This is a genomic window from Brevibacillus sp. HB1.4B, assembly GCF_013284285.1.
Taxonomy (GTDB): Bacteria; Bacillota; Bacilli; order Brevibacillales; family Brevibacillaceae; genus Brevibacillus; species Brevibacillus porteri.
The window spans coordinates 81,581-107,312 of the sequence record NZ_JABSUT010000010.1 but is presented as its reverse complement, the minus strand read 5'-3'; the positions used below and the strand labels follow the sequence as shown (position 1 = coordinate 107,312).

Below are 25,732 nucleotides of genomic sequence, written 5' to 3'. Positions count from 1 at the left end.
AATGAGCGAATTGAAATTGACGACAGACCGCCACTCCTTCGATGACCTGCGCCAAACGTACAATAACTTTCATTCCCCAGCCTTGGAAATACTCGTTGGAGGGAAAAAGCTGATCAGCCAGGTAGGTGTCGCCATTACCAAAGCAACGATCAACTCCAGCTTGGACGGCAAAGCCGATACGTTTTCGTTTTCGGTAACCAATGCTTTTGATACGGCAAAGTGGGAATTTCGCTGGGCAGATGATCATTTGGTTCCTGGAAATGAAATCGAAATTCAGTTGGGCTACGGAACTGAGCTTTCCAGTCTCTTTTACGGGCATATTACAGCCGTTTCGTTTGCATGCGAGGAGACGCCTACCATTACGGTAAAAGGGATGGACAAATCGTTCCTGCTTATGGTGGATAACAAGTCTACCTCCTGGAATAAAAAGAAATACAGCGATGTCGTGAAAGAGTTGGGACAAAAATACGGCTTGTCGACGCATGTGGATGATACAGTTCAGACAATCGAGACCATTACAAAGACGGTCTCCGAGACTGACTTTCAATTTTTAAATCGTCTCGCTAAAATTTGTAACTACGATTTTTTTATCGTCGGGAAGAATTTATATTTCCGTAAGCCACTGAGCAACATGACGCCGGTCCTCACCTTGATCTGGGGAGTTTCCTTACGCAGCTTTTCCGTCGATGTCAACATCGCATCCCAAGCTTCCTCCTATACGGTGCGATGGGTAGACAAGGACAAATCAACGGTGCTCCAAGAAGCAAAAGCAACGAGCACAGATATCGGGAAGCTCGGGACCAATTCGAAGACAAGTGCTGATCTGTTGAAAGCAATCGGTGATTATTTTGATAAATACGAGTCAACGAAAAAACTGGACTCACCTGAGGAGATAAAAGCGGTTGCCAAAGCACGCTTGAATCAACTCGCCATGAACCTTCTCGACGGCAACTGTGAGGCAGTGGGTCTACCAGAAATTCGGGCTGGCCGCTATATCAAGCTAGAGGGCCTAGGGAAAAAGCTGAGTCAGCCTTATTACATCACATCCGTCACACACACCATCGATGTGGCATCTGGCTACGTCACGACGTTTCATGTGAAGGGAAATACAATATGAGCTTTGATCATTGGTTCTACCAGGATGAAATCACAGAAGAAGAACGGGCGAAAATCCACGGTGTCATTGTCGGCATTGTGACGAACAACGAAGACCCGGAAAAGCTCTCGCGGGTAAAACTGAAGCTGCCTCTGGTTGATAATGAGCGGGAGACGGACTGGGTGCGAATCGCCACGCTTTTTGCAGGAAAAGATCGCGGCAGCTTATTCATTCCGGAGGTAGGCGACGAGGTGCTAGTCGCATTTCACTGGGGAGATGTACGCGAACCATTTGTGATCGGGATGCTCTGGAATCAGGAAAACAAAGGCCCGGAAATGGCGGAGAAAAACAATATCCGAAAAATCACGACCCGTGCAGGCCACGAAGTGATTTTTGGTGATGATCCGAATGACGGGAAGATCACGATTGCTACGAAAAAAGGACAACAGGTGGAGCTGTCGGACAAGGATGAGAGTATTGTGCTTACGGAGAGCAGTGGAAACAACCAAATCTCCATCAAAGGCGGCAGCACCAACGAGGTTACGGTGAAGAGCGGTTCAAGTACGATTACGTTGAATGCAAAAGGGCAAGTGACCATACAGTCAGACACATCGCTGACAATCAAGTCCACCCAGCTGAATCTGGAGGCGCAGGGAGCCATGTCGATTAAAGCAGGAGCGTCCCTGAACATCAAATCTGACGGAATGGTTGCCGTCAACGGTTCGGTGATCAAATTGAATTAATTCATGGGAGGATTCCATGCAGCAGCCATTCGGTGAAAAAGGATGGAAGTTCCCTATTCAGGTGGATCAGGCTACAGGCCGGATTCGTTTGTCCAACTACGAGGATGACATCGCTGAAGCGATTCGCATCATTCTTTCTACGGCAAAGGGAGAGCGTGTGATGCGACCGAAATTCGGGAGCGGATTGCAAGGCTTCATGTTTGATGGCACGGACGGAACGAGTCTAGCTTTGCTCCAGTCGGACATCGCAGAAGCGATCATGATCTGGGAACCACGTGTGCGGGATGTGCAGGTGGAGGCCAAGGTCGACAAGACTCATTCCGAAACGGTGAACGTTACGATCAGCTATACGGTACGTGCGACAAACAAAAGCTATCAGCTGTTGTATCCTGTCCATCGTCACGGTCCACGTGGATAGCGCAAGAGTCACAGTCGCGTGAAGAAAAAAGGAAGGGAGGTGGGTAACGTGAAACCACCTTTGGTCGATCCGGGGGACATGCAGGCGGTCATCCGAAAAATGCGCGAAATGGTGCCATTCTACACCCCGGAGTGGCGCTTCACTCCAGAAGATCCTGATGCGGGTACGGCTTTATTTCTCCTTTTCGCAGACATGCTGATGAATAATCGTGAGCGGTTGAATCAAGTACCCGAGCGGAATTTTATCGCTTTTCTCAATATGCTCGGTGTTGGAATGGCTCAGGCTAGATCGGCAGAAACCTTTTTGACATTTGAATTGAGTACAGGTGTGCAAAAGCCAGTGTGGATTCCGGCGGGCACAAAAGTTTCGGGTAAGTCTGAGGAAGGCGATGAAGTGGTTTTCGAAACCGATCAGCCTATGCTGGCTACCCCCTCTCTCCCGACAGATCTGTTGTTTTCCAATGGCAGTCGAGATTTTTTAACAGATGTAACGGGGTGGCTTGGAACAAATGCACCGCTCTCTCTCTTGGACTGCAAGGCTTTACCGAATCATCAGGAGCATTGCTGGTATTTGGGGCATGAGGACTTGTTTTGTTTAGGAGATCGTGCTTCGATCCAGCTCACGATGGTTTCCAATCAGGAACGCTATCTGGAATCCTTGCTAACAGAGAAGCTGGCGAATCCAGAGCTGGTCGAGTGGACGTATCTGTCAGAGGGCGAATGGGTTTTGTTCGACAAAGTCGAGGCTGATCAAAATCGGCTACGTTTGGAAAAAAAGCAGCGGAAAAAATGGGAGTCTAGTGACGTGCAAGGAATCGAAAATCGTTGGCTCCGTTGCAGAGTGAAGCCAGGCATGATTCATGAATGGGTGAAAAATGGCGGGAGCACCTCTCTGACCCACATCCAGATGAAGACGGATTATTTGCCAACGGATGACCTGGTGGGCCTTTCACCCGACATGCTTTTCTCCAATGATGTACAGGTTTCTGGGAGCGGTTGTCTTGCGTTTGGCGAGCAGCTCGCACCGTATGGCATGTTTTTTTTGTCCTGTGAAGAGGCGCTGACGAAGCCTGGAGGTACGGTTGCCCTTCGTTTTCGGATGAAGACGGTGGCTTATCCCGCTACGCATCTGTCACAACCGGAACCGAAATGGAAATGGATCATGAAGGAATCTTCCTTTGATCCTCCTGCGACGACACCCGTCACGGTCAGCAAGGTGGTATGGGAATACTGGAACGGCAGTGGATGGATGGTGCTCCTGGCAGGAGAGGATCGGGAGAAGCTGTTTGCTGGCACCGATTCGGATGAAGAGATTGTGGTTATTTTTACGTGTCCAGATGATTTGCAGCCGACAACCGTCCAATCACAGCTAGGTTATTGGATCCGTGTGAGAATTCTTCAGGTGGAAGGTTTATATGGCCCGAATCCTGTATACATGGCGCCGTGGCTGGAAGACATGCGCCTGACCTACTCGTACCAAGAGTCGCTACATGAGCCGGAAGCGATTCTCACACAGAACGACTTGGATTGGCAGCACCCTGTCCGTACAGGTAATCATCAGGCTAGCTTCCAGCCGTTTTTGCCGTCCGAATGCTTGCATCCCGCCGTCTACTTTGGATTTGAACAGCCGCCATTACAAGGACCGCTCTCTTTCTACTTTTCTTTTCTACCGATGGAAGAATCCCCAGGGCCTGCTCCGGTTGTGCAATGGGAATACAAGCGCAAAGAAACAGGAACAACGTCTTGGGCCAAGCTGCAGACAATTGATCAGACCGCTGGTTTTACGGAAAGTGGTACCGTCCGTTTCGCTGGTCCCTTTGATATGGAAAAAAGCAAACTGTTTGAGCGGGAGCGTTATTGGATTCGCGCCGTCAACGTAGACAATCGTCTGGGAGGAGGCGCTTTGGATGCACGACATCCCGTGCTAAGCGGCTTTTATCCGAATACGATACGGGCCATTCAACAGGAGACGATTCGCAATGAAATGGCAGAGCGGATAGCAGAGGGGCCACAAGCCGAGTACAGACTCATCCGACATCCCGTCATGGGCGAAGAGGTATGGGTAGATGAAACAGGCTTCTTTTTGCCGAGTGAACGAAAGAACTGGCTGGAACATCCAGAAAATCGGGTGGAACTTCTCTATGATTCGGAAGGGAACGAGCAAAAATGCTGGGTTCTGTGGAAGCGAGTAGAGCATCTGCACGATTCGGGCCCGGATGATCGCCATTACTGCTTGGAGAGCGCTACCGGAATCATTTTGTTTGGCGATGGCAGACACGGTAGGGAGCTTCCACAAACCGGACTCGGTTCCGTGAGGGTGACGTATAAGGTCGGAGGGGGAACAGCAGGGAATCTTCCAGCTGGGCAGTTGAATCAACTGGAACAATCGATTCCGTTTGTCCAAGCTGTCAGCAATCCGGTGCCTGCACTTGGGGGAAGTGATCGGGAATTGCTGGCGGAAGCCTTGCAACGAGGTCCTCAAACCATCAAGCATCGCTATCGAGCGGTGACGGCTGAGGATTTCGAATGGCTCGTCCGTGAAGCGCATCCGGGGATAGCCAAGGTGAAGTGTTTACCGAATCGGAACAGCCGCCTGCAAAGAGAAGCAGGGCATGTCACTGTGATCGTATTACCCGCAGCGGGATGCTTCGGCACACAATTTTTGGAGCTTCGGCGTTCTGTCACGAACTCCTTGCTTACACATGCGGCAGCGACGGTAGCCTCTCCCGAACGGATTCATGTTAGGGAGCCTGTCTACTTGGAAATTGCGGTGACAGCAGAGCTAGCAGTGGGGTCTTTGGAGGAAATCGTTGAGGTGGAGCTGGAGACACTCAGCAAGCTCGCGCGATTCCTTGACCCGATATCGGGAAATCTGCATGGTGGAGGCTGGGAAATAGGACAACGTGTGCACCCGTCGCTCTTGTTTGCCTTGTTGAAATCTGTAAAGGGCGTCCGCTTTGTGGATCATCTGACCTTGGCTGTATTTCGAACGGAAAGTGGGCAACGAAAGGAAATACTCGCTTCTGAATACGAAACGATCATACATGGGATCGTCACAGAGGGTGCGCATCGAATCAGCGTCCGCGTTCACGACAGCCAGGCTTTCTTCCCAACCAAACATTGAAAAAGGAAGTGTGCGCTATGCTTCCATCCAAGAATCTGGATGATCGCCACTTTGAAGAGATCCTAGAACAAGCAAAAAACGCGATCCCCAAGCTGCAGCCAGAGTGGGGTGATCACCGTCATCACGATCCGGGCATTACGCTTTTGGAGATGTTCGCGTGGTTGATGGAAATGCAGCAATACTATCTCAATCGGATAACGGAAAAGAACGAACGGAAATTTTTGCAGCTCATGGGTGTACACCCACAACATCAGTCATGTGCGACGACTGATGTTACGTTTTTCGACGTGTCAGAAGAAGCGATTCTTCCGGAGAAGACGAGATTGTTCGCGGGGAATCTTCCTTTCGAGACGGAACATTCGCTTGTTCTGGTACCCGCCAGTCTGGAGCGTGTTCTGGTTCATACAGAAAGCGGGACGGCGGATGTGAGTTCATCTAATGCGCATAACGGTGTTTCCTACTACGCATTTGGCCAGGAACCAAGGATAGGGAACAAGATTTACTTAGGCTTTGATCGGCCGCTGCCAGTGGGGAATACAGTCTCCATCGGTTTGCGTCTGTTTGAAGACTATCCTGTCCCACTGGTCTCGCTTACACCCACGTCCCTTTTCGTTCCATCGGCGAGTCTAGTTTGGGAGTACTATGGACAGAACGAGCGCACGCAAGAAATGGGATGGAGTCCGTTACCAGTCTCGGATGAAACGCTGCATCTCTCCTTTTCGGGACGAGTCCTGATCGAGCTTGAAGGGGCAATGAAGCCAATCATGCTTTACCCCGCCAATGATCGGCCTCGATTTTGGCTCTGTGCGACATTGCGTGCAGGTCGATTCGAATTGGCTCCACGCATGGAAAAAATAGAGCTGAACACCGTGAACGCCATCCAACGTGAAACCTTCAGTCAAGTGTGGGAGTACGATGGAACGGGTCAAGTGGATCAGACGATCGTGCTTGCAAGCTCGCTATCGTATGAAGGCACAGTAGAGGTTCAATGCAAAAAGGGGCGTTATTGGCAAAGTGGATGGGATCAAGATGAACCAGATCAAGCCAATACAGGTGCATTCTCTTTTCGCGTTTCGCGCGACTCAGAACAGGGAGCTACGATGATTCGGTTTGGGAGTGCAATACCTGAGGGCCGCAAAAATATTCGGGTCATCGCCTATCGGAGTGACTTTGCAGGGCAGCGATTCATTGGAGAAAGCAGTGGATTGCCACATCAAATGTTCCGATTGAATGTCCAATCGATCTTGCCAGAAACGTTTGTCATTCAGGTGGCGCGTCAGGTCGAAGGCAGTCCGTTTCCCGTCTGGGAAGACTGGTCGCTGGTCACTGATTTTGATCGATCGGGACCACAGGACCGCCATTTTATGTTGAATGATTCGGACGGGGCAGAAATCGCGTTTGGCAACAATGAGCACGGAGCCATTCCCGAAAGGCTGGAAGGCATGGCGGGCATTCGGATCATATCGTGTCAGACAGGCCAAGGCGCGAAGGGGAATGTACAGGGTGGCCAAATTACCCGGTTCCTTCCACTCGCCAGGCAGCGAACTACCGCGCAGGTGACGAATCCCCGTCCAGCCAGTGGGGGAAGCGAGCGCGAAACGATCGATCAAGCCAAACGCAGGATGAGAATGGAATGGAAGAAACCGCAGCGGGCCGTTACAGCAGAAGATTATGAGGCCATCGCGCTGTCGACTCCCGGATTGCGAGTGGCCCGCGCGAAGGCCATCCCCCTGTATAAAGTAGGGGAAATGGGGGCTTCCGAGCAAAACGAAGCCGCTCAAATGACCGTCGTCATCGTCCCGTTCAGCGACCAGCCGACACCACTGCCAAGTGAAGGCTTCCTGCGGACCGTTCGCCACCAATTGGAACAGCGAAGGCTGCTGACGACAGAAGTCCATGTGACTGCTCCAGCCTATATCAAAGTGACCGTTTTATCGACAATCGTGGTGGAGCCTGCGTTTGCAGACAAAAAGCAGATCGTGCTACAGGCACTGAAGCGGTATTTGACGCCATTGAATGTCCAAGATTCTTCGACTCATCAAGGAAAAGGATGGGAATTTGGTCGACCTGTTTATAAAAGCGATCTTTACGAGGTGTTAAACCAGATCGAGGGTGTGCTATACGTGACGGATTTGTGGGTTTCCACAGAGGGTACAGGCATCATCAGGGATGAAGGGGGAGATATTCAGATTCCGCTCCATGCACTGGTGTACTCAGGAGAACATGTTCTGGAGCTCGTTGTGGATAGAGAAAGATAGACGGGAACAAACGGAGGAGTGGGCGTGGATACAATGAATCGTTTCTTTTCCCTGAACAATCCGTCCGATTGGCAGCGGGGGGCTTGGTATAACCTTCACGTCTCCAATGAGGGGATCGCGCTGAACAAATCGCCCGAATATGTGATCGATCATGTGCATCAAGCTGGGACGACACATCACTCTCGACTCTTGGATTTTTCCATTGCACGCGTCGGTTCGTTGCTTTGGCTGGATGAGGGCGGGCATATCACGCATTACGATGACAGCAACAACTTCAAGGAGACGGTGTTTCGCGCTGGACGGGGGTTGTTTTCCAAAGACTCGTTTCTCGTCGCTGACGATGAATACGTGTACATTATCGACCCCGAAGCGAGGCGAAAAGTCGGAGCTTATTCCATAGCCAACGGCCAATGCGTTTGGAGTTGGGAAGATGGGGACGGACAGCGGCTTTTTCCTTTGGATGCAGGGCTGGATGAAGAAGGGCGTCTTTACATCACGACACCCGTGGTCGTAGATCGAGACAACGAACGGAAGGAAATCGCGGCGGGAACACAAGTCGTCGTCCTTCGGCTGAATCGGGCAGGCAAAATAGACGCTACATACGCGCATGCGGAATTGAAAGTAACAGAGACAGCTACACTCCGTGAGATCAGGCGAAGAAGGTTGTTTCGCCTGTCTGTTGCCGAAGCGGGCGAGGCCTATCTATTTTGGGCACAGACGAATCAAGTGTTTCGATTCTCTTCGGAAGGCTCCGATGTGTGTAACCTGGCGATCCCGTCAGGCACCAAGCCCGCGGGATTTGCAGTGGGTCCAGGTCCCATTCTCTACGTGGGTGATAGTCGTTCCATCGATTCGGCTCATGATCATACCCGATTCATTTTGCGGTTTCAACCAACGGGAGAAGCACTCACGCCACTAACCAACTACCATGGACGAGCAGACAAGCTCGTTTTTGACAATCAGCAACGTTTGTATGTTTGGGACGCACAGAAAAATGTTCTGACCATGTTGCGGCTCGTCTCGCGGACGTCCACCTTGGATGCGACCGGAATACCCACGGGCATCTACTTCTCTCGTGCATTGGATAGCGCGGAATTTGAAACGGTGTGGCATAAATTTACGCTGGATGCAGACATACCGGAAGAAACGCAATTACTCATCTCGACGTTTTCTTCTGATCGAAAAGAGCATGTGATTCATGGAGCCGTACACAACCTGGATGATTTTTTGCTGGCACCCGACATGGACTGGAAAACCAAGCTGCAAAGGTCGGCCAATCTATGGTCGGAGCCGGTAATCAACGCCTCAGATGCGTTGTTTCATTCAGCCAAAGGTCGTTACTTATGGATTAAAATCGAATGGCTCGGTACTGACCGTCACTCCCCGTTGCTCAGGCAATTGCGGATTTACTCGCCGCGCGACACATTTTTGCGGTATCTACCAGCGACTTATCAAAGTGAACCTGCCAGTGCTGATTTTTTGGAGCGCTTCCTCTCCCTTTTCGGGACGTTTTACTTGGAGCTGGAGGAACAGATTGATACCATTTCGCGGTTGTTCGATCCAGATACGACACCTAGCGAATTTGTCCCTTGGCTCGCTTCCTGGTTAGGGATGGGCAGGGAAGAGCATTGGACAGAGGCGCAGCGACGAGAGTTGATTCGTCGTGCGCCAGAGCTGTACGCAGAGCGGGGCACTCGTGCGGGCTTGGAAAAGATGGTGGAGCTGTATACCGGCGAGCGCCCGATGATCGTAGAGTATTTTCAAATTAGGGACATGAAGGCGATCCCGGAGCTGCACGAGCTGATCTCTTCCTTGTACATGGATCATCCCTATCAATTTTGCCTGATCGTTTCACAGGAATGCGCGAAAACAGAGCGGGAGCAGTCGGTTCTGCAAAAGATTTTGGAAGATCAAAAGCCTGCTTTTACAGAGGCGAAGCTCATCGTTCTGCGCCCGGGCATCTACGCGGACCTCCATAGCTACGTGGGGATTAATTCTTATTTGACAGAGCCGTCGTTCCTTACGCTTGATCAAAATTTATCCATACCATACAACACGGTACTAAGCGGGAAGGACCGCAGCAGACGAATCGATTATGACACGAGGATTGGCCTGGATGCAGAGCTGGAGTAAGAAGCCGAGATTTTTACGCAAAGTGAGGTGTTCGAGATGAAGAATCTGCGTTATTTTCCACATGAACGGAATGTGTATTTCAAAGGGAAGCTGTTGACCGTCAGAGATTTCGAATCAGAACAGCGCTATTTCAATGACAAACGTCGACTCACCAATCGCTTGCTTCACGGGGGTGGAGTGGTATGCGGTTTGCAAGTGATCGCTGTGGACGAAAAGCAGATTTCGGTCGAGGCTGGAGTCGCTCTCGATTATCTCGGGAGGGAAATCGTACTTCCTGAGCCTGTGAAGCTGAAGCTGTCCATGATGGAAGGTTTTAGCAACAACGATTACGCGAAAAATGTGTACGTCTGCTTGTCCTATGATGAAAAAGGCAAAGAACAGGTCTTCTCCGTCTCCGAAACGGTCGAGCAGGAAATGGCTGAATACAACCGAGTGGCAGAAGGATATCGGCTTTTTATCAAAGAGGAGGCACCACATCCTGCTTCCATCGAAGGGGTGCAACTGGTAGAGCAAAGAGTGCTACTATATGCAGATCCACAGGTGCGCATCTGGCAGGCGACCCCACGATACGTCAATCCAGGTGAAGTATTTACCTTGCAGTTGCACATCGAGAAGACGGTACAAACGTCACGCGTGCACTTCCAATACAAGCTGGATGCACCAGGGCTGACAGTCTTGGAGAGCAGTGACGGTAGTGTATCCTTCTTAGAGCCTGTTGACGCGAAAGAGACGGATTACGTCATCTCCATTCCGATCAAGGCTGGCTGGGATCGTGGAACGGTGGAGCTGGCAGTGCTGGGGGGCAAGGCAGAGGTACAACTCGGCGATCGCTTGGTGCATACTGATCTCGTTTCTGTAGGAAAAATCGAAATCACGCCAGACGATCTGGTAGAGCGGCTCGTGTCCGATTACTACAATCGCAAGCTGGATCAGGTGACACATGCAAACGAACAACCTTTTCTTTATTTGGCAAAAGTATGCTTGCTGCAAATGAATGCGACCTATGTCATTGAGAAGGTTGTTCCTGTTCCGTTTGGTGAGTACGTGTATACCCCAGCGCTTTTGCAAAAGCTTGCGTTGCGTGCGCAGAAGGGGAAGCAAGTCGAGCAAGGGTCCCATGCGGATTCCTTCCGGGTGACCACGCGTGTGAAAGAAATCGCAGCAGGCGATAAGCCGCAGTTTGATGTGAGCTACGATCATCTGGCGTCCGTCTACCAGTTTGAGCTTGGTCTGCCCCGACCCGGAAAGGCCAATCAACAAGTAGCAACTGGCGTGGTGGAAATACCGATTGAGCCATATTCGTCCAACTGGCCGTTTGGAGTCAGGATCGGCAATCGATATTTTTCTGACGAGATCAAGCACTCCCTCGGAAAAGGGAACGTGTATGTCAGTGCAGGAGTCGAGGATTTTCATGCAGATGTGATCGATGAGTTGCTTTCCCAACATGAGCAAGTGATGTACGGGCATAGTAGTGTTTTTGATGATTCAGAGTATGCGACAGATGCAGCCCATTTTGCCGTAGGGGTCATCGTTTATCCGCAGAAAGGAACGTTTCGGATCGGTGTTCAGGTAAAGGGAGCTGTTCAGACAGATCGGGCAAGGATCAGGTGGTGGGCGATCAAACCGCAGGCAGCTGGGACAGAGGACGTGGCGCATCAAGATTCACAAGAGTAGCAAGGTTTGCTTCATTCTGTATTTATGCTACACTTTCTTAATGTAAGTACATATCAGCGTTAGACGGGAGGAGATCCAATGGCAACACATATCACAGATCATTCCGTTTTGAACAACGGGGTGAAGATGCCCTGGCTGGGTCTGGGTGTCTGGAAGGCAAAAGACGGAAACGAAACGTTGGCCGTCCGTTCCGCGATTGAGGCGGGCTATCGCAGTATAGACACAGCAGCCATCTACGGTAACGAAGCCGGCGTAGGCGAAGGAATCCGTCAAGCCGGGATTGATCGCGATCAATTGTTCATCACGACCAAGGTGTGGAATGCGGATCAAGGCTACGAGTCAACGCTGAAGGCTTTTGATGAAAGTATGAAAAAATTGGGTATCGATACGCTGGATTTGTACCTGATTCACTGGCCCGTAAAAGGCAAGTACGTAGATACATGGAGGGCTTTGGAAAAGCTGTACCGCGATGGATATGTACGTGCGATTGGCGTCAGTAATTTTCATAGCCACCACCTCGAGGATTTACGCCAACATAGCGAGATCATTCCGGTTGTCAACCAAGTCGAGTATCATCCATTGCTTACCCAAAAAGAATTGCATGCGTATTGCAAAGAGCACCATATTCAACTAGAAGCATGGAGCCCGTTGATGCAAGGAAACCTCGATCATCCTCTCTTGGTGGAATTGGGACAAAAATATGGCAAGTCTCCTGCACAAATTGTGCTTCGCTGGGATTTGGAAAACCAAGTGGTCACGATTCCGAAGTCGATCACACCAGAGCGGATTCGCCAGAACGCAGATGTTTTTGACTTCTCCCTCAGTGCAGAGGATGTAGAAAAAATCACTGCCGTAAATGACAACAAGCGGTTTGGGCCAGACCCAGATAACTTTGATTTTTAAAGGGACAACGATAAGGCATAAAAGGGGAGCCGCAACAGGTCGGCTACCCTTTTTTCATTCCTGTCTTGGAGTGGACCTTGGATTCGCTCTTTACTATGCTTTATTTTTTCGTATACTGAAAAGTAGCATATTCGTTTCATCAGACGAAACGATCGGAACAAAGTAGGAAGCAGGTGTCAAACACTTATGGAAGAAGAACAAAAAGCAAACGTTCGGGCAGTCGATCGGGCTTTGGATATCCTGCTCTGTTTTACAGACGCTACGGACCTGGGCCTGAGTGAGATAGCGAGTCGACTCTCCTTGCATAAAAGTACCGTGCATCGTTTGCTGGCAACGCTGGAGAACAAAGGATTTCTGATACGTGATGTTCAGACGGAGAAGTATCGACTTGGGTTTCGGGTTTGGGAGTTATCCGCCAATTTGTCGCAAAACGATGATCCAGCGATTTTGCTGCTGCCGGAGATGGAGCGATTGCGGGATTTGGTGGAGGAAACAATCAGTCTGTACGTGCGGGATGGAAACGAGCGGATACGCGTACAGGCAGTCCAAAGCAAGCAGCCGATTCGCAGGGTGGCGCCAATCGGAGCGCGTATGCCACTCACGGTGGGGGCATCCAGCAAAGTACTTGTGGCATATGCAGAGCCTTTTATTTTGCAGGAAGTCATCAGCGACCCGAATTGGCCTGACTATGTGAACAAGGAGTCTTTTATTGAGCAATTGGATCAAATCAGGAAGCAAGGCTTCGCGACTAGCGTGGAGGAACGGGAGCTGGGGACAGCAGCCGTAGCCGTCCCGATATTCAACCGCAACGGACAATTGGTAGCGTCTATTGCGGCGTCGGGTCCTTCCAACCGCTTGACTCCTGAAAAAATGAGCCAATATGCGCCTTATATCATGGAAGCAGCCTATCGGATGGGGAAAATGATGAAATAACGAAGAAGCCAATCAAAACACAAAGAGAATGTGTTTTGATTGGCTTTATTTATTGAACGATCGATGCGTAATCATTGGCGCACGGTTAACACCACGTTGCCTTTCTTATGCCCCAGCTCCACATAAGAGTGGGCCTCCGCTGCTTGCTCTAGCGGATAAATGCGATCGATGACGGCACGCAGCTTGCCGGCCTCGATTAGCTCCTTTACATACCTCAAGTCGTCCGCGTTTTCGTTCGCGGTTCCACCAATCACCTTCTTACCACTCGTCATGTTCGTCCATAACCCGCGAACGATTGGCAAAGGGCTGAAATGGACCGCTCGCAGGTAGTAACCGTTCGGTGTCAGTCGCTCGACGCATGCCTGAAACGGACTCTTTCCGACCGTATCGAAAATGATATCGTAGACCGCAGTCTCGTCCTCGAAGTTTTCTTTTGTATAATCGATGATTCGGTCGGCCCCCAACGATCTTACCAGCTCCACATTCGATGTGCTGCATACTCCGGTCACTTCCGCACCGAAATACTTGGCGAGCTGTACCGCATACGTCCCGACACTGCCAGAAGCACCGTATATGAGCACACGCCTGCCGTGCTGGATATTGCCCTTCCGGAGAAATTGCAAGGCAGTATAGGCACCGACCGGAACCGCGGCTGCTTCCTCAAACGTCATGTTCGCAGGCTTCAGTGTAATACAACCGTTCTCAGGTAAGCATTTGTATTCGGCATACGCGCCGAAGCCGATTCCGCAGGCAGCATAGACGGCATCCCCCGGTTTAAACTGAGAAACGCCACTGCCCGTTGATTCGACCACTCCGGCTAATTCGAAGCCGAGAATCTTGATTTTCCTCGGCTTCCACAGACCATTGAACAGACGTGCCAGGAAAGGATCTGCCTTGCGTAAACGCCAATCCCCCGCTGCGGCAGTTGCAGCATAGACTTTGATTAATACCTCGTCGTCCTTGGGTACCGGTTTGGCGACATCCCGGAGCTGTAGGACATTGGGCGGCCCATATTGCTCGTATACGATCGCTTTCATCTCTTCGCCCTCCAATTAGCCTTGGTTGTTTTCCTATTTTATACGGAGTCATTTGATTAAAGTTTTCATTTTTTTGAATAGGAGAGCTGATTTTTTTGCTTACTTGAATAAAAAACTTTACTCAGGTTAATTTATATACTATTATAAATGTAAAGTGGAAATATGGAAAAAGGAGTTCAAGATGGCAGAAGCATTATCGCTACGCGAGAAAAAGAAAGCCAAAACTAAATTCGCCCTTCTGGACGCTGCCTTGGAGCTGATAGGCGACGGGAGCTTCCGAAATGTCCTAGTGGATGACATTTGCGAACGAGCAGAGGTGTCGAAGGTCACATTCTTTAAATTTTTCCCGCAAAAGGAAGAGCTCTTGATTTATTACATGAGCATATGGCAAGCAGAGTGCTTTGTTGAGTTGCGGAGTACAGGTAAGAGGGGATGGGAAGCCGTTCGGCATATTTTTGCCAAGGTTACATGCGATAGTGAGAAGCAACCTGGGATCATGCTTAGCCTTATCAGCTTTTTAGCCGAGCAAAAAATGCACCCGTGTGTCCCACTTTTATCTGATGCTGAATTGTATTTGCGCTTCCCCGAGGAAGAAGAGAGAGAAGCCATTCGAGCTACTGATCTGCATGAAATGTTGCAAACGTGCGTGCAAGAAGCAGCCGAAGATGGACAGCTTGCCCTTCACTTGTCGGAGGAAGAGGCTGTTATTTTGCTATTCTCGATCTTTTACGGAGCCTATCTGACTGCACATTTGTTTCATGTGTCTGATTATATGGCGTTTTACGAGTTGCACCTCAAATCTTTGATAAGGTAGGGGAGTCGGATGGCAAAAGTAGTTCCGGGGCGTTTTACAGCACAAATGGAAGGACCTTTCGTCGTATTTATCATCGGGATGCGAATCAATCGTAGGCTTGCGGTTCACAAATGGATGCCAGTAGCCAACGCCATGGGAGGCATGATGCGAGAGTTGTATCAGCACCCGGAGCTCGGACTGTTGGGTCACACTTCGCATTTTAATCTGCGTGAAATCACCCAAATCCAGTACTGGCGATCCTATGAGCACTTGGAAAATTACGCGAGAAAAAGCCACAATCATTTGAGCGCGTGGAAGAAGTTCAACCAAGCGGTAGGAACGGATGGAACGGTTGGGATTTTTCACGAGACGTACTTGGTTGATGCTGGAAAATACGAATGCCTTTATGGAAATATGCCTGTCTGGGGATTGGCCAAGGCAGGGGAGCATCTACCGGCAGTGGGAAAAAGGGAGACGGCACGCCGGCGTTTGGGCGGTGAGAACGAGCCAGCGGTTCCTTCTCCTACACTATAATAGCTTGTCGCAAACAAGCGGCCCTTTCTTCTTTTTAGAGCGATGCAGCATTGGACTGATTGTCCAACTGCTGCAAGGTCTAAGGAAGAGAGGGTCGTTTTGTTCGAGAAAAACATTAAAGCTCCATGACGTGATGCTTCGTCTTTCTAGCAGTAATCAAAGGGTCGTTTTTGCAGTAACCTTGGCACTTGCATGAATGTTGTATAGTAGATCAAGCAGGTCGGTCTTCGTCAGCGAAAGGGACTGACATTTCAATCATGAAGGAGGTTTTTTGCATGAAAGACTTGATTCGCATTCGGGGAGCAAGAGAAAACAACTTGAAAAACATTTCTCTTGAGATTCCCAAGCATCGTCTCGTGGTGGTAACCGGACCATCTGGATCGGGTAAATCGACACTGGCACTTGATATTCTGCAACGAGAATGCCAACGACAATATATGGAGTCCAGTGGAATGTCATCTGAATCACTAGCGAAGCCTCGTGTGGATTCGATCGAGGGACTGTCTCCCTCCATTGCAATCAGTCAACATGTGACCAACCGTAATCCTCGATCAACAGTGGGAACCGTTACAGACATGTATACCTATCTGCGGACAGTCTATGAAAAGAAGGGGGAGAGACACTGCCAGAAGTGCCACACACCAATAGCACCTGCTGCCAATGGCAAAGAAACAGAAGCCGTTACGTGTCCGGTATGTGCCTATATTCATTTCCCTCTGACCAAAGCAGATTTTTCGTTTAATACGCCCCAAGGTGCTTGCCCGACTTGCAGTGGATTGGGGACGGTCGTCGATATTGATGTGGAAGCCGTGTTTGATGAAACAAAGAGCATTCGGGAAGGAGCTGTTACCTTTTGGTACGAGGCGATTAATGAATATCAGGCCAGCGTGATGGAGGCGGCAGGAAAACATTACGGCTTGTCGATGAATCTGCCTTTGAACGAGTACAACGAAGCGCAGTGGGATTTGCTCAAATATGGCGTGGAGAGCGAGGAGTTTTCTCGACACTTCCCTTCTGTTCAGCCTCCGAAAACGGTAGGAAAGGGAAGGTTTAAAGGTGTGATCACAGGGATGTGGCAACGCTATAAGGAAAAAGACGGACAATCGGGTGAAGCTGCTTACTTTCTGACCCAGCCTTGTCACGACTGCCATGGTGAGAGGTTAAAGGAGGAGAGTCGCCTCGTTACAGTCGAAGGGAGGACGCTGCCGAGCCTATCCAAGAGCTCATTGGAGGAGCTGGGGGATTGGGTGGAGAGTGTGCTTGTACGAGCTGTCCGTGAAGAAGACACGATTTTGGAGGCTGTCCTTCATGATTTGCTCATCAAGATCAGGCGCGTCATCCATGTGGGGCTGGGCTACTTGACCCTCGATCGACAGGCCATCTCTCTTTCTGGCGGTGAAGCACAGCGATTGCGGCTCGCTTCCATTCTCGGCTCTGGCTTGACTGGTGTACTTTATTTGCTGGATGAACCAACCTCGGGATTACATCCAAAGGACACGGATGGACTCGTGAAGGTCATGAAGGAGCTGCGTGATTTGGGCAACACTGTGCTGCTCATCGAGCATGACCAACGAGTCATTCAAGAAGCGGATCACGTGATCGATGTAGGGCCAGGAGCAGGACGTTTTGGCGGCGAAATCGTCGGGCAAGGTTCGCTGAAAGAATTGCTGAACCAACCGCATTCTGTCACAGGTCGCTACTTGAAAGAACAGAGAGTGCTGTCGTCCAAAGAGCGCAAGGGAACAGGCGAGTGGATTACGATTGAAGGGGCCACGTTGCACAATTTGCGGGATGTGACGGTATCGTTCCCACTGGGAAGGCTGGTAGCAGTTTCGGGTGTCTCTGGCTCGGGTAAATCGACACTCGTCTACGATTTGCTGGCAGCCGCTGCCGAGAAGCGAACGGGAAAAGCAGCAGGATGCCGCGCAATTACAGGACTCGAAGCCATTCAAAGCGTCATAACAGTGGATCAGTCGCCGCTATCACGCATGCAGCGCTCCAATGTCTCCACGTACGTCGACTTGTACACGCTCTTACGCAAAATATACGCTGCCTTGCCCGCAGCCAAAAAGCGTGGTTTGGATGCCAAACACTTTTCATTCAATACGCCGGGCGGAAGATGTGAGCGATGCGAGGGACTGGGGCGAGTGGAAGTGGACATGCACTTTCTATCCAACTTACAGGTCGTCTGCCCGGATTGTCGCGGAAAAAGATTTCGTTCAGAGGTCTTGGAGGTATCGTACCAAGGCTATTCCATTTCCGATATATTGATGCTTAGTATTGAGGAGAGCCTCTCCCTGTTCAGCGAGCAAAAGAAGATGACGCAATTGCTGACCCTGCTGTGTGAGGTAGGACTCGGCTACTTGCAATGGGGGCAGTCTGTGACGACCTTGTCCGGTGGTGAAGGACAACGGTTGAAGCTGGCTAGGGAGCTGAGTGCATCTTCTACAGGGCATACGCTGTACTTACTGGATGAGCCATCGACAGGACTGCATCCAATTGACGTCGAGAAGCTCCATGTCCTCTTGAGCAAATTGGTCGACGCCGGAAATACCGTATTTATGGTCGAGCACAACACAGAATTGATCGCCGCTTCTGACTGGGTGATTGATATGGGACCTGGAGGTGGTAGTTCTGGAGGGAACGTGGTTGCGAGCGGGACACCAAAAGAAGTGGCGGCCACGAAAGAGTCGATTACCGGAAAGTTTATCCACTAATCCAATACGCGTCGATACAAAAAGGTCGCCCCGATTCTGCTGTGGGCGACCTTTTTTCGTCAAAAGTCAGGTAGACGATCCAAATTGTTTTCCTTGATTCCGTCTGGCTCACTCCGCAGAATGTCTCTCCCATACTTGTGAAACACGTCTACATGAGCCAGCTTGCCAGCCTTTGCATCGTTGAGTGCGGTGATATAGTCGAGCTCACGGCCTGTGTCTGTTTTAAAGGCGATCAAGTCTCCATCGTCGTTTTTCCTGACAGCCACGATTTGCTCTTTTCCTGTATTCGTCAGTGGGCTGTTATCTCCATTTTCCTGGATCGCCTGTTGTTCTCCAGCATTTTTGTAGGCCTCATAAATTTGTTCAAAGCTCCGTTGATCCATGCATCATCCCTCCTCATCAGTAGGGTGCCTAAAACAAAGGAGAACATGCATTCGTTTTTTGCTTTCGGGGACTATGCTCGCTGTGCACTAAGAGGAAGTAAGGTCGCTGCTATCCGCTTATATTTTTCCTGGTCGTGGATGCGATAGTACAGGCTCCGCAAAAAGTTTTTCGCATTGATTCGCCCCGTGTACGCTTCGATTGAATAGCTACTATCTAAACGATTCGCAAAACTCCGAACCCATCCATCGATATCATCCAAGGAGAGTTCATCACGATTCCAGACAGAAAGGACAGCAGTCACCAGGCGCTCATCTTCTTCGTGCGCATAAACTGATTTCGCCCCTATGATTGTTTCGCGGATGACTCCGAGAATTTGCTTCAGGTCAGTCTGATCCAGTTCACTGCATTGGGCCAGGTCATCGAGAGCGTCAGCAGCATGAGCGGTAGCATGTGCCCAGCCCTTTTCTTCCACATAGCCTCGCAGGTCTGTTTCTTGCCGTATGTAAGCGAAAAGTTTGTCCTTCACGTAAAGGATCGCTTCTTTGGCGAGAAAAGGATGATTCCGATGCAGGATCAGGATAAGGGGGAGCAATAAAACGGAAAAGGAGCGCGTGAATACCGAGTCAGTCCCATTTTCACCTATGCGATAAAATAAATGCTGGTCGTCGAGTGCAATCGCTAGCAGCTCTTGTAGCTGTTCAGGGGAGAGCACACCTTCCTCTATCCAATGAGAAAACGTAGAATAGATGAGCTCATCACGCAGTTGGGGATCGGCTGAACCGATGTGCGTAACCATTTCGAGCGCGAGTTCAAAAGCATGTGGCGGCGCCAGAAAGCTATTCGCCCGAATCGCGAGCAAGGTTTCTTTTAATGACATCTTCTCAGCTCCTTTATTTTCCTAATTTTACAACATTGCTGGAGACGGCGAAATAAAAAGAGAAGAGGGCAGATTTGCCGATACTGCCCTTTCTCTAAAAGCTGATTCGCTCATTCGGTTGTCAGGCGCAGCAGCCAATCTTTCAAGTCGACGATACGCAAAGTTTGGGGTCCTGTGGCGATCCCGGTTACCAGCAGGGGAACGAGTGAATCCACCTCGTGCAAGGAACCGTGTGCCGCTCCGCCGATATGGGTGGGAGAACTTTCGGTAATGAGCTCATGCCCTGGCTGAACAGTAACGACCACATATCTGCCTTCATGCGAATTCAACGCACCGTAGAGCCTCGCCAAAACGTCCGGATATTTCCCATACGTGATCCGGTTCTTGTTCATGGTCATATCGAGCAGACGCGGATCGCCGCTGAAGGTCCATGTTTGCCCATATGGATCGGTAAAGGGACCGTTTGGTTGATAGCTAAACTCTCGGTTGATTTTGCCTGCTGTAACGATAATCTTTTTGTCTTCCTTTCTTGCAAGGATGTCCAGCTTTGGTTCACGCTGCAAACGTTTTACGATATCGGATAACGGAATACGTGAGTCCAGGGCATAAATATAGGCCATCCGTTCGTTGGCCGAAATCACGATTTGGTCAGAAGGGGTGACAGGCTGACTGATTTTGGCTATTTGATAGTCGGTCAGTAAGCTGCGCAAGTCAATGGTAGCGGCCTTGCGATCATCCAGAACAGCACTCTGGGCACTGTCTCCCATGACGATCCACCGCGCTTCTTTGATTGCCTTGTCCCAAGATCCAAATGCATTGAGTACGGCTTGAAGCGCTTTATCCGCTTTTTCAATCCCTTCGATCGTAGCGGGGCCCTTCTTATGTACTTCCATATCATTTTCCGGCAAGTAGGCGATGGTAAGAGGGGGGAGCTTCTTGTTGGCGATGAGATAGGCAGCCTCCTGCGCGGAAAACTCATCATTCATCCCGTATTTTCGCCAAATGCGCTTTTCACTCTTTTGATTCGGATCCAGCTGGGCAAATGCTGCATACGACATCAGTTTTGGTCCGGTCACATTCAGTTCGCCAGGCAATCGCGTGCCGAAATCAATGAGACGGGGGATTTGTAAGGCGTGCGGCGTTGTGCCTCGCCATAGAATAGCATTGATGGAAGCCGTATCCTTGCCTTTTTCCGCCAACTCTTCATGGATGGTTTTCGTATCTCGATTGAGCTGGACCAGGTTCAATTGATGAAGGATATCTAGCAGCACTTGTGGCTGATCGATCTTCAGACCTTCTTTAGGACCATACCCGTAATAAATCATCCGCTTTTCCTTGTTGCTGAACCAGGATAATCCCGGTACATGATGCTCATTGGCATACGTTCCTGTAAGGAGCGTGCTGTCGATAGTTACCGACATGGTGGGAAAAGAACTCACAACTTGCGGGTAATAGCGCCCGTTTGCAAGCAAATAACCTAAAGCAGGAGCGCGACCTTGCCGGATCGCTTCTTGAAGTGGTTTGTCCATTAAGGAATCAATGAGAATGAGCAGGACAGGCTTTTGCGATTCATTTCTCTCAGCTGAGGGTTGAGCCTTAAGGCTATGCTGACGGATTTGAGAGGCTGAGTCTGGCTTGCAGCTGATCACAGTCAGACTCAGCGCCAACAGGAGAAGGATGGCGTATGTGAATCGCGACTTCATGTTTCCATTCCTTTTTTGTGAATTTGGTTTTCCCTATTTTTTGTTTTCGCGGAAAAATTATTCACCAAGCCTGCCTCATTTAACCTTCCGGCAACAGATGAGAGATCTCGACAACCACCCCTTTTTCCAAAAACAAGCGAGGGATGCGATTACTGAGGGTGGCAACGACTTCATAGTTGATCGTCCCGAGCATTTCGGCAATCTCATCGACAGTAATCTCGCGGTTTCCTTGCTTGCCGTAAATCACGACCTCATCGCCTTGCTTTCCGCTGCCTTCTCCCAAGCTGACCATCATCTGATCCATCGTCACTCGCCCTGCGATCGGCAACCGTTTGCCTCGATACAGAACAAATCCCCGGTTAGAGAGTGCGCGCGAATAACCATCGGCATAACCGATTGGAATCGTCCCGATGACCTCTCCGCGCTTTGCTATGTATGTAGCACCATAACTGATCGTATACGGTGGCGTCAGCATGGTCTTTACATAGGAGAAGCGCGATTTCAAGCTGAGTGCCGGAACGAGCTTGACGCGATTGAGTTGTCGGATATAAGCGGATGGATACAGCCCATACATGCCGATTCCGAGGCGGATCATATCGGCGCTGTATGCGGGAAAAGCAATGGTAGCAGCGGTGTTGCACATGTGTACGGTCGGAAGCTCGAACCCTTTTTCCTTCAGATAACGAAGATACTGAACAAACAACTCGTGTTGCGCTTTGGTCAATGTGTGATCGGGTTCATCCGCAGTGGAAAAATGAGTGAAGATTCCGGTCCATGCAAGGGAAGAGCTTGACGTTAAGGCCTTCACGACTGAAAGCAACCCAGATCTTGTCCGTACGCCCAAACGTCCCATACCTGTATCGATGTTGATATGGATGTTCAGACGATTGGAGAAAGCTGTTGATTTGACAATTTTATCGGCTTTTTTGATCCAATCAGTCTGGAAGGCAGACAGCTCAATATTCCAGGCGACCGCCTCTTTGACACGTGAAAGAGGAGTGAATCCCAGCACGAGTATAGGGGCTACAATTCCTGCCTTTCGTAAGACGATACCTTCTTCCAGAATGGCGACAGCGAGGGAAGTAGCCCCGTATTCGAGGGCATGGCGGGCTACTCCAACAGAACCATGGCCATAGGCATTCGCTTTTACAACCGCCATGATTTTCGTCTGTTTAGGAATATGCCGACGTATCGCTCGAATGTTTTTCTTGATGGCATCGAGATTTACCTCAATCCAGGTTTCGCGAAACAACTGTTTCATCACGAATCCCTCCCTTTTTCTGGGAAACGGTTCCCTCTTCCATGCGTATTCACCGTATCTTCCACTTAAGCGTGGCCTACCGGGAAGAGATAACAAAAAGCAGGCCATGTGTAGAGTGGCCTGCAAACGACAACCATGTGTCTGGCTGGAAACGTAAAAAGAGCAGACTGCCGAATACTCGGAGTCTGCCCTTTTCGTTGGGTGGGTGCTGATACGAACTTATTTTAATCGTTTGCTTACGCAGTTACTGGTTTACCTTCATCCAGCAATTGACGCAGAACCGTTTGCAGGATACCACCATTGCGGTAGTAGTCTACGTCTACCATGGAATCGAGGCGCACGATTGCTTCGAATTCGAAAGTGCTGCCGTCTTTCTTAGTAGCTTCTACTTTTACGCGTTGGCCAGGTTGAACATCATCGGAGAGGCCTACAATGTTGAAGGACTCAGTACCGTCGATGCCGAGGGACTTCCAGCTTTGGTCACCAGCGAATTGCAGAGGCAGAACGCCCATACCAACCAGGTTAGCACGGTGGATACGCTCGAAGCTCTCAGCGATAACCGCTTTGATACCCAAGAGGAATGTACCTTTTGCTGCCCAGTCACGGGAAGAACCAGTACCGTACTCTTTACCAGCCAGTACAACGAGTGGAGTACCGTCTGCTTGATACTTCATGGAAGCATCGTAGATGGACATTACTTCGTCAGTTGGCAAGTATTTGGTTACGCCGCCCTCAGTTCCAGGAGCTACTTGGTTGCGGATACGGATGTTTGCAAATGTACCGCGCATCATTACATCGTGGCTACCACGACGAGCACCGTAGGAGTTGAAGTCTTTGCGCTCTACGCCGTTTGCTTGCAGATACAGACCTGCTGGGCTAGTTGGCGAGATGTTACCAGCTGGGGAGATATGGTCAGTTGTCACAGAATCACCGAAGAGTGCGATCGTGTTCGCTGCTTTGATGTCTGCGATTTTAGCGATTTCTCCAGCCAGGTTTTGGAAGAATGGCGGCTCTTGGATGTACGTGGATTTTTCATCCCACTCGTACAGGTCGCCAGTTGGAACGTCGATTTTGTTCCAAGCTTCGTTTTGCGTGAACACTTGGCCGTACTCAGCGCGGAACAGAGCAGGATTCATAGCTTTGTCCATTGCAGCTGCGATCTCTTGTGGAGAAGGCCAGATGTCTTTCAAGAATACAGGTTGACCGTCTTTGCCAGTACCGATTGGCTCTGTAGTCAGGTCGATATCTACAGTACCTGCCAGTGCATAGGCGATAACCAATGGAGGAGAAGCGAGGTAGTTCGCTTTTACCTGTGCATGGATACGGCCTTCGAAGTTACGGTTACCGGAGAGTACCGCTGCAACTGTCAGATCTTCGTCAGCGATTGCTTTGCTGGTTTCCTCTGGCAATGGACCGGAGTTACCGATGCAAGTGGTGCAACCATAACCTACTACGTTGAATCCGATAGCATCCAAGGAGTCGATCAGACCAGCGTCAGTCAGGTATTGCGTAACTACGCGGGAACCTGGAGCCAGGGAGCTTTTTACGAAAGCAGGCTTTTTCAGGCCTTTTTCTACAGCTTTTTTCGCCAGGATACCTGCACCCAGCATTACGCTAGGATTTGATGTATTGGTACAGGAAGTGATCGCTGCGATAACAACTGCACCTGTTTTCAGCGTAGCTGTTTCACCGTTTGCATAAGCAACTGGTGCGCTAGCTGCGATTTTCTCTTCAGAGAGACCAAATCCGCCTTTGTCGATCGGCGTACGCAAGCTGTTATTGAAGGATTCCTTCATAGCAGTCAGTTCTACGCGGTCTTGAGGACGTTTTGGACCAGCCAAGCTAGGTACGACAGTGGACAGATCCAGTTCCAATGTTTCGGAGAATACTGGGTCAACAGTCTCGTCAGTACGGAAGAGGCCTTGTGCTTTGGTGTAAGTTTCAACCAAGGAGATGAGGTCTTCTTCACGACCAGTTTGACGCATGTAGTTGAGTGTCTCAGCATCTACTGGGAAGAAGCCCATTGTAGCGCCGTACTCAGGTGCCATGTTCGCTACGGTAGCGCGGTCAGCCAGCGAGATGTTGGACAGGCCTGGTCCGTAGAACTCCACGAATTTACCTACAACGCCTTTTTTACGCAGCATTTGCGTAACAGTCAGAGCGAGGTCAGTTGCAGTTGCACCAGCATTCAGTGTGCCAGTCAGTTTGAAACCAACTACTTCTGGCGTTACGAAATACAGAGGTTGGCCGAGCATTCCTGCTTCTGCCTCGATACCACCAACACCCCATCCAAGAACACCAAGACCGTTGATCATAGTGGTGTGGGAGTCAGTACCTACCAGAGAGTCAGGGAAAGCAACCAATTCGCCATCAACTTCGCGAGTAGCGATTACAGTAGCGAGGTACTCCAAGTTTACTTGGTGAACGATACCAGTAGCTGGAGGAACCGCACGGAAATTGTCAAACGCAGTTTGTGCCCAACGCAGGAAGCGGTAGCGCTCTTGGTTGCGTTCGAATTCCAATTTCATGTTGTTGTCCAGAGCGGACGCGTTACCGAAATCGTCAACCATGACGGAGTGGTCGATAACGAGGTCAACTGGAACCAATGGGTTGATTCGTTTTGGATCTCCACCAGCGCGTTTCATCGCGATGCGCATTGCTGCCAAGTCAACTACAGCTGGTACACCAGTGAAGTCTTGCAGTACGATACGAGCAGGCATGAGAGGTACTTCTTGGTTTTCGTCGCGGCCTTTTGTCCAGGTCGCCAATTGTTGTACGTGTTCTTTCGTGATTGCACGGCCGTCGAACTGACGAACAGCAGCCTCGAGCAGAACTTTAATGGAGAACGGCAGTTTGGAAACATCGCCCAAACCTTGTTCTTCCAACCCTTGCAGGCGATAGTAAGCAAAAGACTTGTCGCCTACTTGCAGGGATGACTTTACTTTGTAAGCATCTTTGTTAGCCAATGTATACAACCTCCCTATAATAACTTGGAGTTTCACCAGGTGAAACGTTGTTTCGTTTCTTCATTACGAACCTATTATATACGATTTGTTTCCCGGCTTCTACCCCAAATTCATCATTATTATACAAAAATCATAGGTAAAGAAAATTGGATCACGAACGTCTTCTTATTATAAAGAAG

Annotated in this window: 18 protein-coding genes; 12 read left to right on the top strand and 6 right to left on the bottom strand. The window is 50.0% G+C overall.

Annotation, left to right across the window (positions count from 1 at the left end; translation table 11 throughout):
- The first annotated feature begins 1 nt into the window (after nucleotide 1).
- The 9 genes from HP398_RS22680 (at nucleotide 2) to HP398_RS22640 (ending at nucleotide 13,281) form a co-directional block, all read left to right on the top strand.
- A complete protein-coding gene (locus HP398_RS22680) occupies nucleotides 2–1,117 on the top strand; it encodes a phage late control D family protein (RefSeq protein ID WP_106836075.1) in 1,116 nt (371 codons plus the stop codon).
- The gene (locus tag HP398_RS22675) at nucleotides 1,114–1,839 is read left to right on the top strand and encodes a phage baseplate assembly protein V (RefSeq protein WP_017250495.1); all 726 of its coding nucleotides are present in this window, start codon (nucleotides 1,114–1,116) and stop codon (nucleotides 1,837–1,839) included. The genes HP398_RS22680 and HP398_RS22675 overlap by 4 nt, the downstream gene beginning before the upstream one ends.
- 16 nt (nucleotides 1,840–1,855) lie before the next feature.
- The gene (locus HP398_RS22670; protein ID WP_173623695.1) at nucleotides 1,856–2,257 is read left to right on the top strand and encodes a GPW/gp25 family protein; all 402 of its coding nucleotides are present in this window, start codon (nucleotides 1,856–1,858) and stop codon (nucleotides 2,255–2,257) included.
- A gap of 48 nt (nucleotides 2,258–2,305) precedes the next feature.
- Nucleotides 2,306–5,380: a putative baseplate assembly protein gene (locus HP398_RS22665; protein ID WP_173623694.1), complete on the top strand. Its 3,075-nt coding sequence runs from the start codon at nucleotides 2,306–2,308 to the stop codon at nucleotides 5,378–5,380.
- A 17-nt stretch (nucleotides 5,381–5,397) separates the two neighbouring features.
- Nucleotides 5,398–7,638, top strand: coding sequence for a putative baseplate assembly protein (locus HP398_RS22660; RefSeq protein WP_173623693.1), 2,241 nt, complete (start codon nucleotides 5,398–5,400; stop codon nucleotides 7,636–7,638).
- 33 nt (nucleotides 7,639–7,671) lie between these two features.
- Nucleotides 7,672–9,771: a phage tail protein I gene (locus tag HP398_RS22655; RefSeq protein ID WP_217368838.1), complete on the top strand. Its 2,100-nt coding sequence runs from the start codon at nucleotides 7,672–7,674 to the stop codon at nucleotides 9,769–9,771.
- 36 nt (nucleotides 9,772–9,807) lie between these two features.
- Nucleotides 9,808–11,445: a hypothetical protein gene (locus HP398_RS22650; protein WP_173623691.1), complete on the top strand. Its 1,638-nt coding sequence runs from the start codon at nucleotides 9,808–9,810 to the stop codon at nucleotides 11,443–11,445.
- Between the two features lie 78 nt (nucleotides 11,446–11,523).
- Complete coding sequence (locus HP398_RS22645; protein WP_017250489.1) at nucleotides 11,524–12,348, top strand: aldo/keto reductase; 825 nt, start codon at nucleotides 11,524–11,526, stop codon at nucleotides 12,346–12,348.
- 186 nt (nucleotides 12,349–12,534) lie between these two features.
- Nucleotides 12,535–13,281, top strand: a complete 747-nt coding sequence (locus HP398_RS22640) for an IclR family transcriptional regulator (RefSeq protein WP_017250488.1) — start codon at nucleotides 12,535–12,537, stop codon at nucleotides 13,279–13,281.
- Between the two features lie 71 nt (nucleotides 13,282–13,352).
- On the opposite strand, the gene HP398_RS22635 is transcribed toward HP398_RS22640, so the two are convergent.
- A complete protein-coding gene (locus HP398_RS22635; protein ID WP_173623690.1) occupies nucleotides 13,353–14,318 on the bottom strand; it encodes an NAD(P)-dependent alcohol dehydrogenase in 966 nt (321 codons plus the stop codon).
- A 181-nt stretch (nucleotides 14,319–14,499) separates the two neighbouring features.
- On the opposite strand from HP398_RS22635, the gene HP398_RS22630 reads away from it, so the two are divergent.
- The 3 genes from HP398_RS22630 to uvrA all read left to right on the top strand — a co-directional run bounded on the left by HP398_RS22630 (nucleotide 14,500) and on the right by uvrA (nucleotide 18,362).
- Nucleotides 14,500–15,132, top strand: coding sequence for a TetR/AcrR family transcriptional regulator (locus HP398_RS22630; protein WP_017250486.1), 633 nt, complete (start codon nucleotides 14,500–14,502; stop codon nucleotides 15,130–15,132).
- A gap of 9 nt (nucleotides 15,133–15,141) precedes the next feature.
- Complete coding sequence (locus HP398_RS22625; RefSeq protein WP_017250485.1) at nucleotides 15,142–15,645, top strand: DUF4188 domain-containing protein; 504 nt, start codon at nucleotides 15,142–15,144, stop codon at nucleotides 15,643–15,645.
- 275 nt (nucleotides 15,646–15,920) lie between these two features.
- A complete protein-coding gene (uvrA, locus tag HP398_RS22620; RefSeq protein ID WP_173623689.1) occupies nucleotides 15,921–18,362 on the top strand; it encodes an excinuclease ABC subunit UvrA in 2,442 nt (813 codons plus the stop codon).
- Between the two features lie 59 nt (nucleotides 18,363–18,421).
- Here the strand turns inward: uvrA and HP398_RS22615 are convergent, their stop codons facing one another.
- The 5 genes from HP398_RS22615 to acnA form a co-directional block, all read right to left on the bottom strand.
- Nucleotides 18,422–18,745, bottom strand: coding sequence for a DUF3892 domain-containing protein (locus tag HP398_RS22615; protein WP_017250483.1), 324 nt, complete (start codon nucleotides 18,743–18,745; stop codon nucleotides 18,422–18,424).
- A gap of 71 nt (nucleotides 18,746–18,816) precedes the next feature.
- On the bottom strand, nucleotides 18,817–19,623 hold the full coding sequence (locus HP398_RS22610; protein WP_017250482.1) for a DUF2785 domain-containing protein: 807 nt from the start codon (nucleotides 19,621–19,623) through the stop codon (nucleotides 18,817–18,819).
- A gap of 110 nt (nucleotides 19,624–19,733) precedes the next feature.
- Nucleotides 19,734–21,326, bottom strand: coding sequence for an alkaline phosphatase family protein (locus tag HP398_RS22605; RefSeq protein ID WP_173623688.1), 1,593 nt, complete (start codon nucleotides 21,324–21,326; stop codon nucleotides 19,734–19,736).
- A gap of 79 nt (nucleotides 21,327–21,405) precedes the next feature.
- Nucleotides 21,406–22,587, bottom strand: a complete 1,182-nt coding sequence (gene alr, locus HP398_RS22600; protein ID WP_173623687.1) for an alanine racemase — start codon at nucleotides 22,585–22,587, stop codon at nucleotides 21,406–21,408.
- Nucleotides 22,588–22,823: 236 nt separating this feature from the next.
- Complete coding sequence (gene acnA, locus HP398_RS22595; RefSeq protein ID WP_017250479.1) at nucleotides 22,824–25,553, bottom strand: aconitate hydratase AcnA; 2,730 nt, start codon at nucleotides 25,551–25,553, stop codon at nucleotides 22,824–22,826.
- Between the last annotated feature and the right edge of the window lie 179 nt (nucleotides 25,554–25,732).

Bases quoted from the DNA above. Each gene is read 5' to 3' on its own strand.
- HP398_RS22680 (WP_106836075.1), top strand. From the start codon at position 2: ATGAGCGAATTGAAATTGACGACAGACCGCCACTCCTTCGATGACCTG.
- HP398_RS22675 (WP_017250495.1), top strand. From the start codon at position 1,114: ATGAGCTTTGATCATTGGTTCTACCAGGATGAAATCACAGAAGAAGAA.
- HP398_RS22670 (WP_173623695.1), top strand. From the start codon at position 1,856: ATGCAGCAGCCATTCGGTGAAAAAGGATGGAAGTTCCCTATTCAGGTG.
- HP398_RS22660 (WP_173623693.1), top strand. From the start codon at position 5,398: ATGCTTCCATCCAAGAATCTGGATGATCGCCACTTTGAAGAGATCCTA.
- HP398_RS22655 (WP_217368838.1), top strand. From the start codon at position 7,672: ATGAATCGTTTCTTTTCCCTGAACAATCCGTCCGATTGGCAGCGGGGG.
- HP398_RS22650 (WP_173623691.1), top strand. From the start codon at position 9,808: ATGAAGAATCTGCGTTATTTTCCACATGAACGGAATGTGTATTTCAAA.
- HP398_RS22645 (WP_017250489.1), top strand. From the start codon at position 11,524: ATGGCAACACATATCACAGATCATTCCGTTTTGAACAACGGGGTGAAG.
- HP398_RS22640 (WP_017250488.1), top strand. From the start codon at position 12,535: ATGGAAGAAGAACAAAAAGCAAACGTTCGGGCAGTCGATCGGGCTTTG.
- HP398_RS22635 (WP_173623690.1), bottom strand. From the start codon at position 14,318: ATGAAAGCGATCGTATACGAGCAATATGGGCCGCCCAATGTCCTACAG.
- HP398_RS22630 (WP_017250486.1), top strand. From the start codon at position 14,500: ATGGCAGAAGCATTATCGCTACGCGAGAAAAAGAAAGCCAAAACTAAA.
- HP398_RS22625 (WP_017250485.1), top strand. From the start codon at position 15,142: ATGGCAAAAGTAGTTCCGGGGCGTTTTACAGCACAAATGGAAGGACCT.
- uvrA (WP_173623689.1), top strand. From the start codon at position 15,921: ATGAAAGACTTGATTCGCATTCGGGGAGCAAGAGAAAACAACTTGAAA.
- HP398_RS22615 (WP_017250483.1), bottom strand. From the start codon at position 18,745: ATGGATCAACGGAGCTTTGAACAAATTTATGAGGCCTACAAAAATGCT.
- HP398_RS22610 (WP_017250482.1), bottom strand. From the start codon at position 19,623: ATGTCATTAAAAGAAACCTTGCTCGCGATTCGGGCGAATAGCTTTCTG.
- HP398_RS22605 (WP_173623688.1), bottom strand. From the start codon at position 21,326: ATGAAGTCGCGATTCACATACGCCATCCTTCTCCTGTTGGCGCTGAGT.
- alr (WP_173623687.1), bottom strand. From the start codon at position 22,587: ATGAAACAGTTGTTTCGCGAAACCTGGATTGAGGTAAATCTCGATGCC.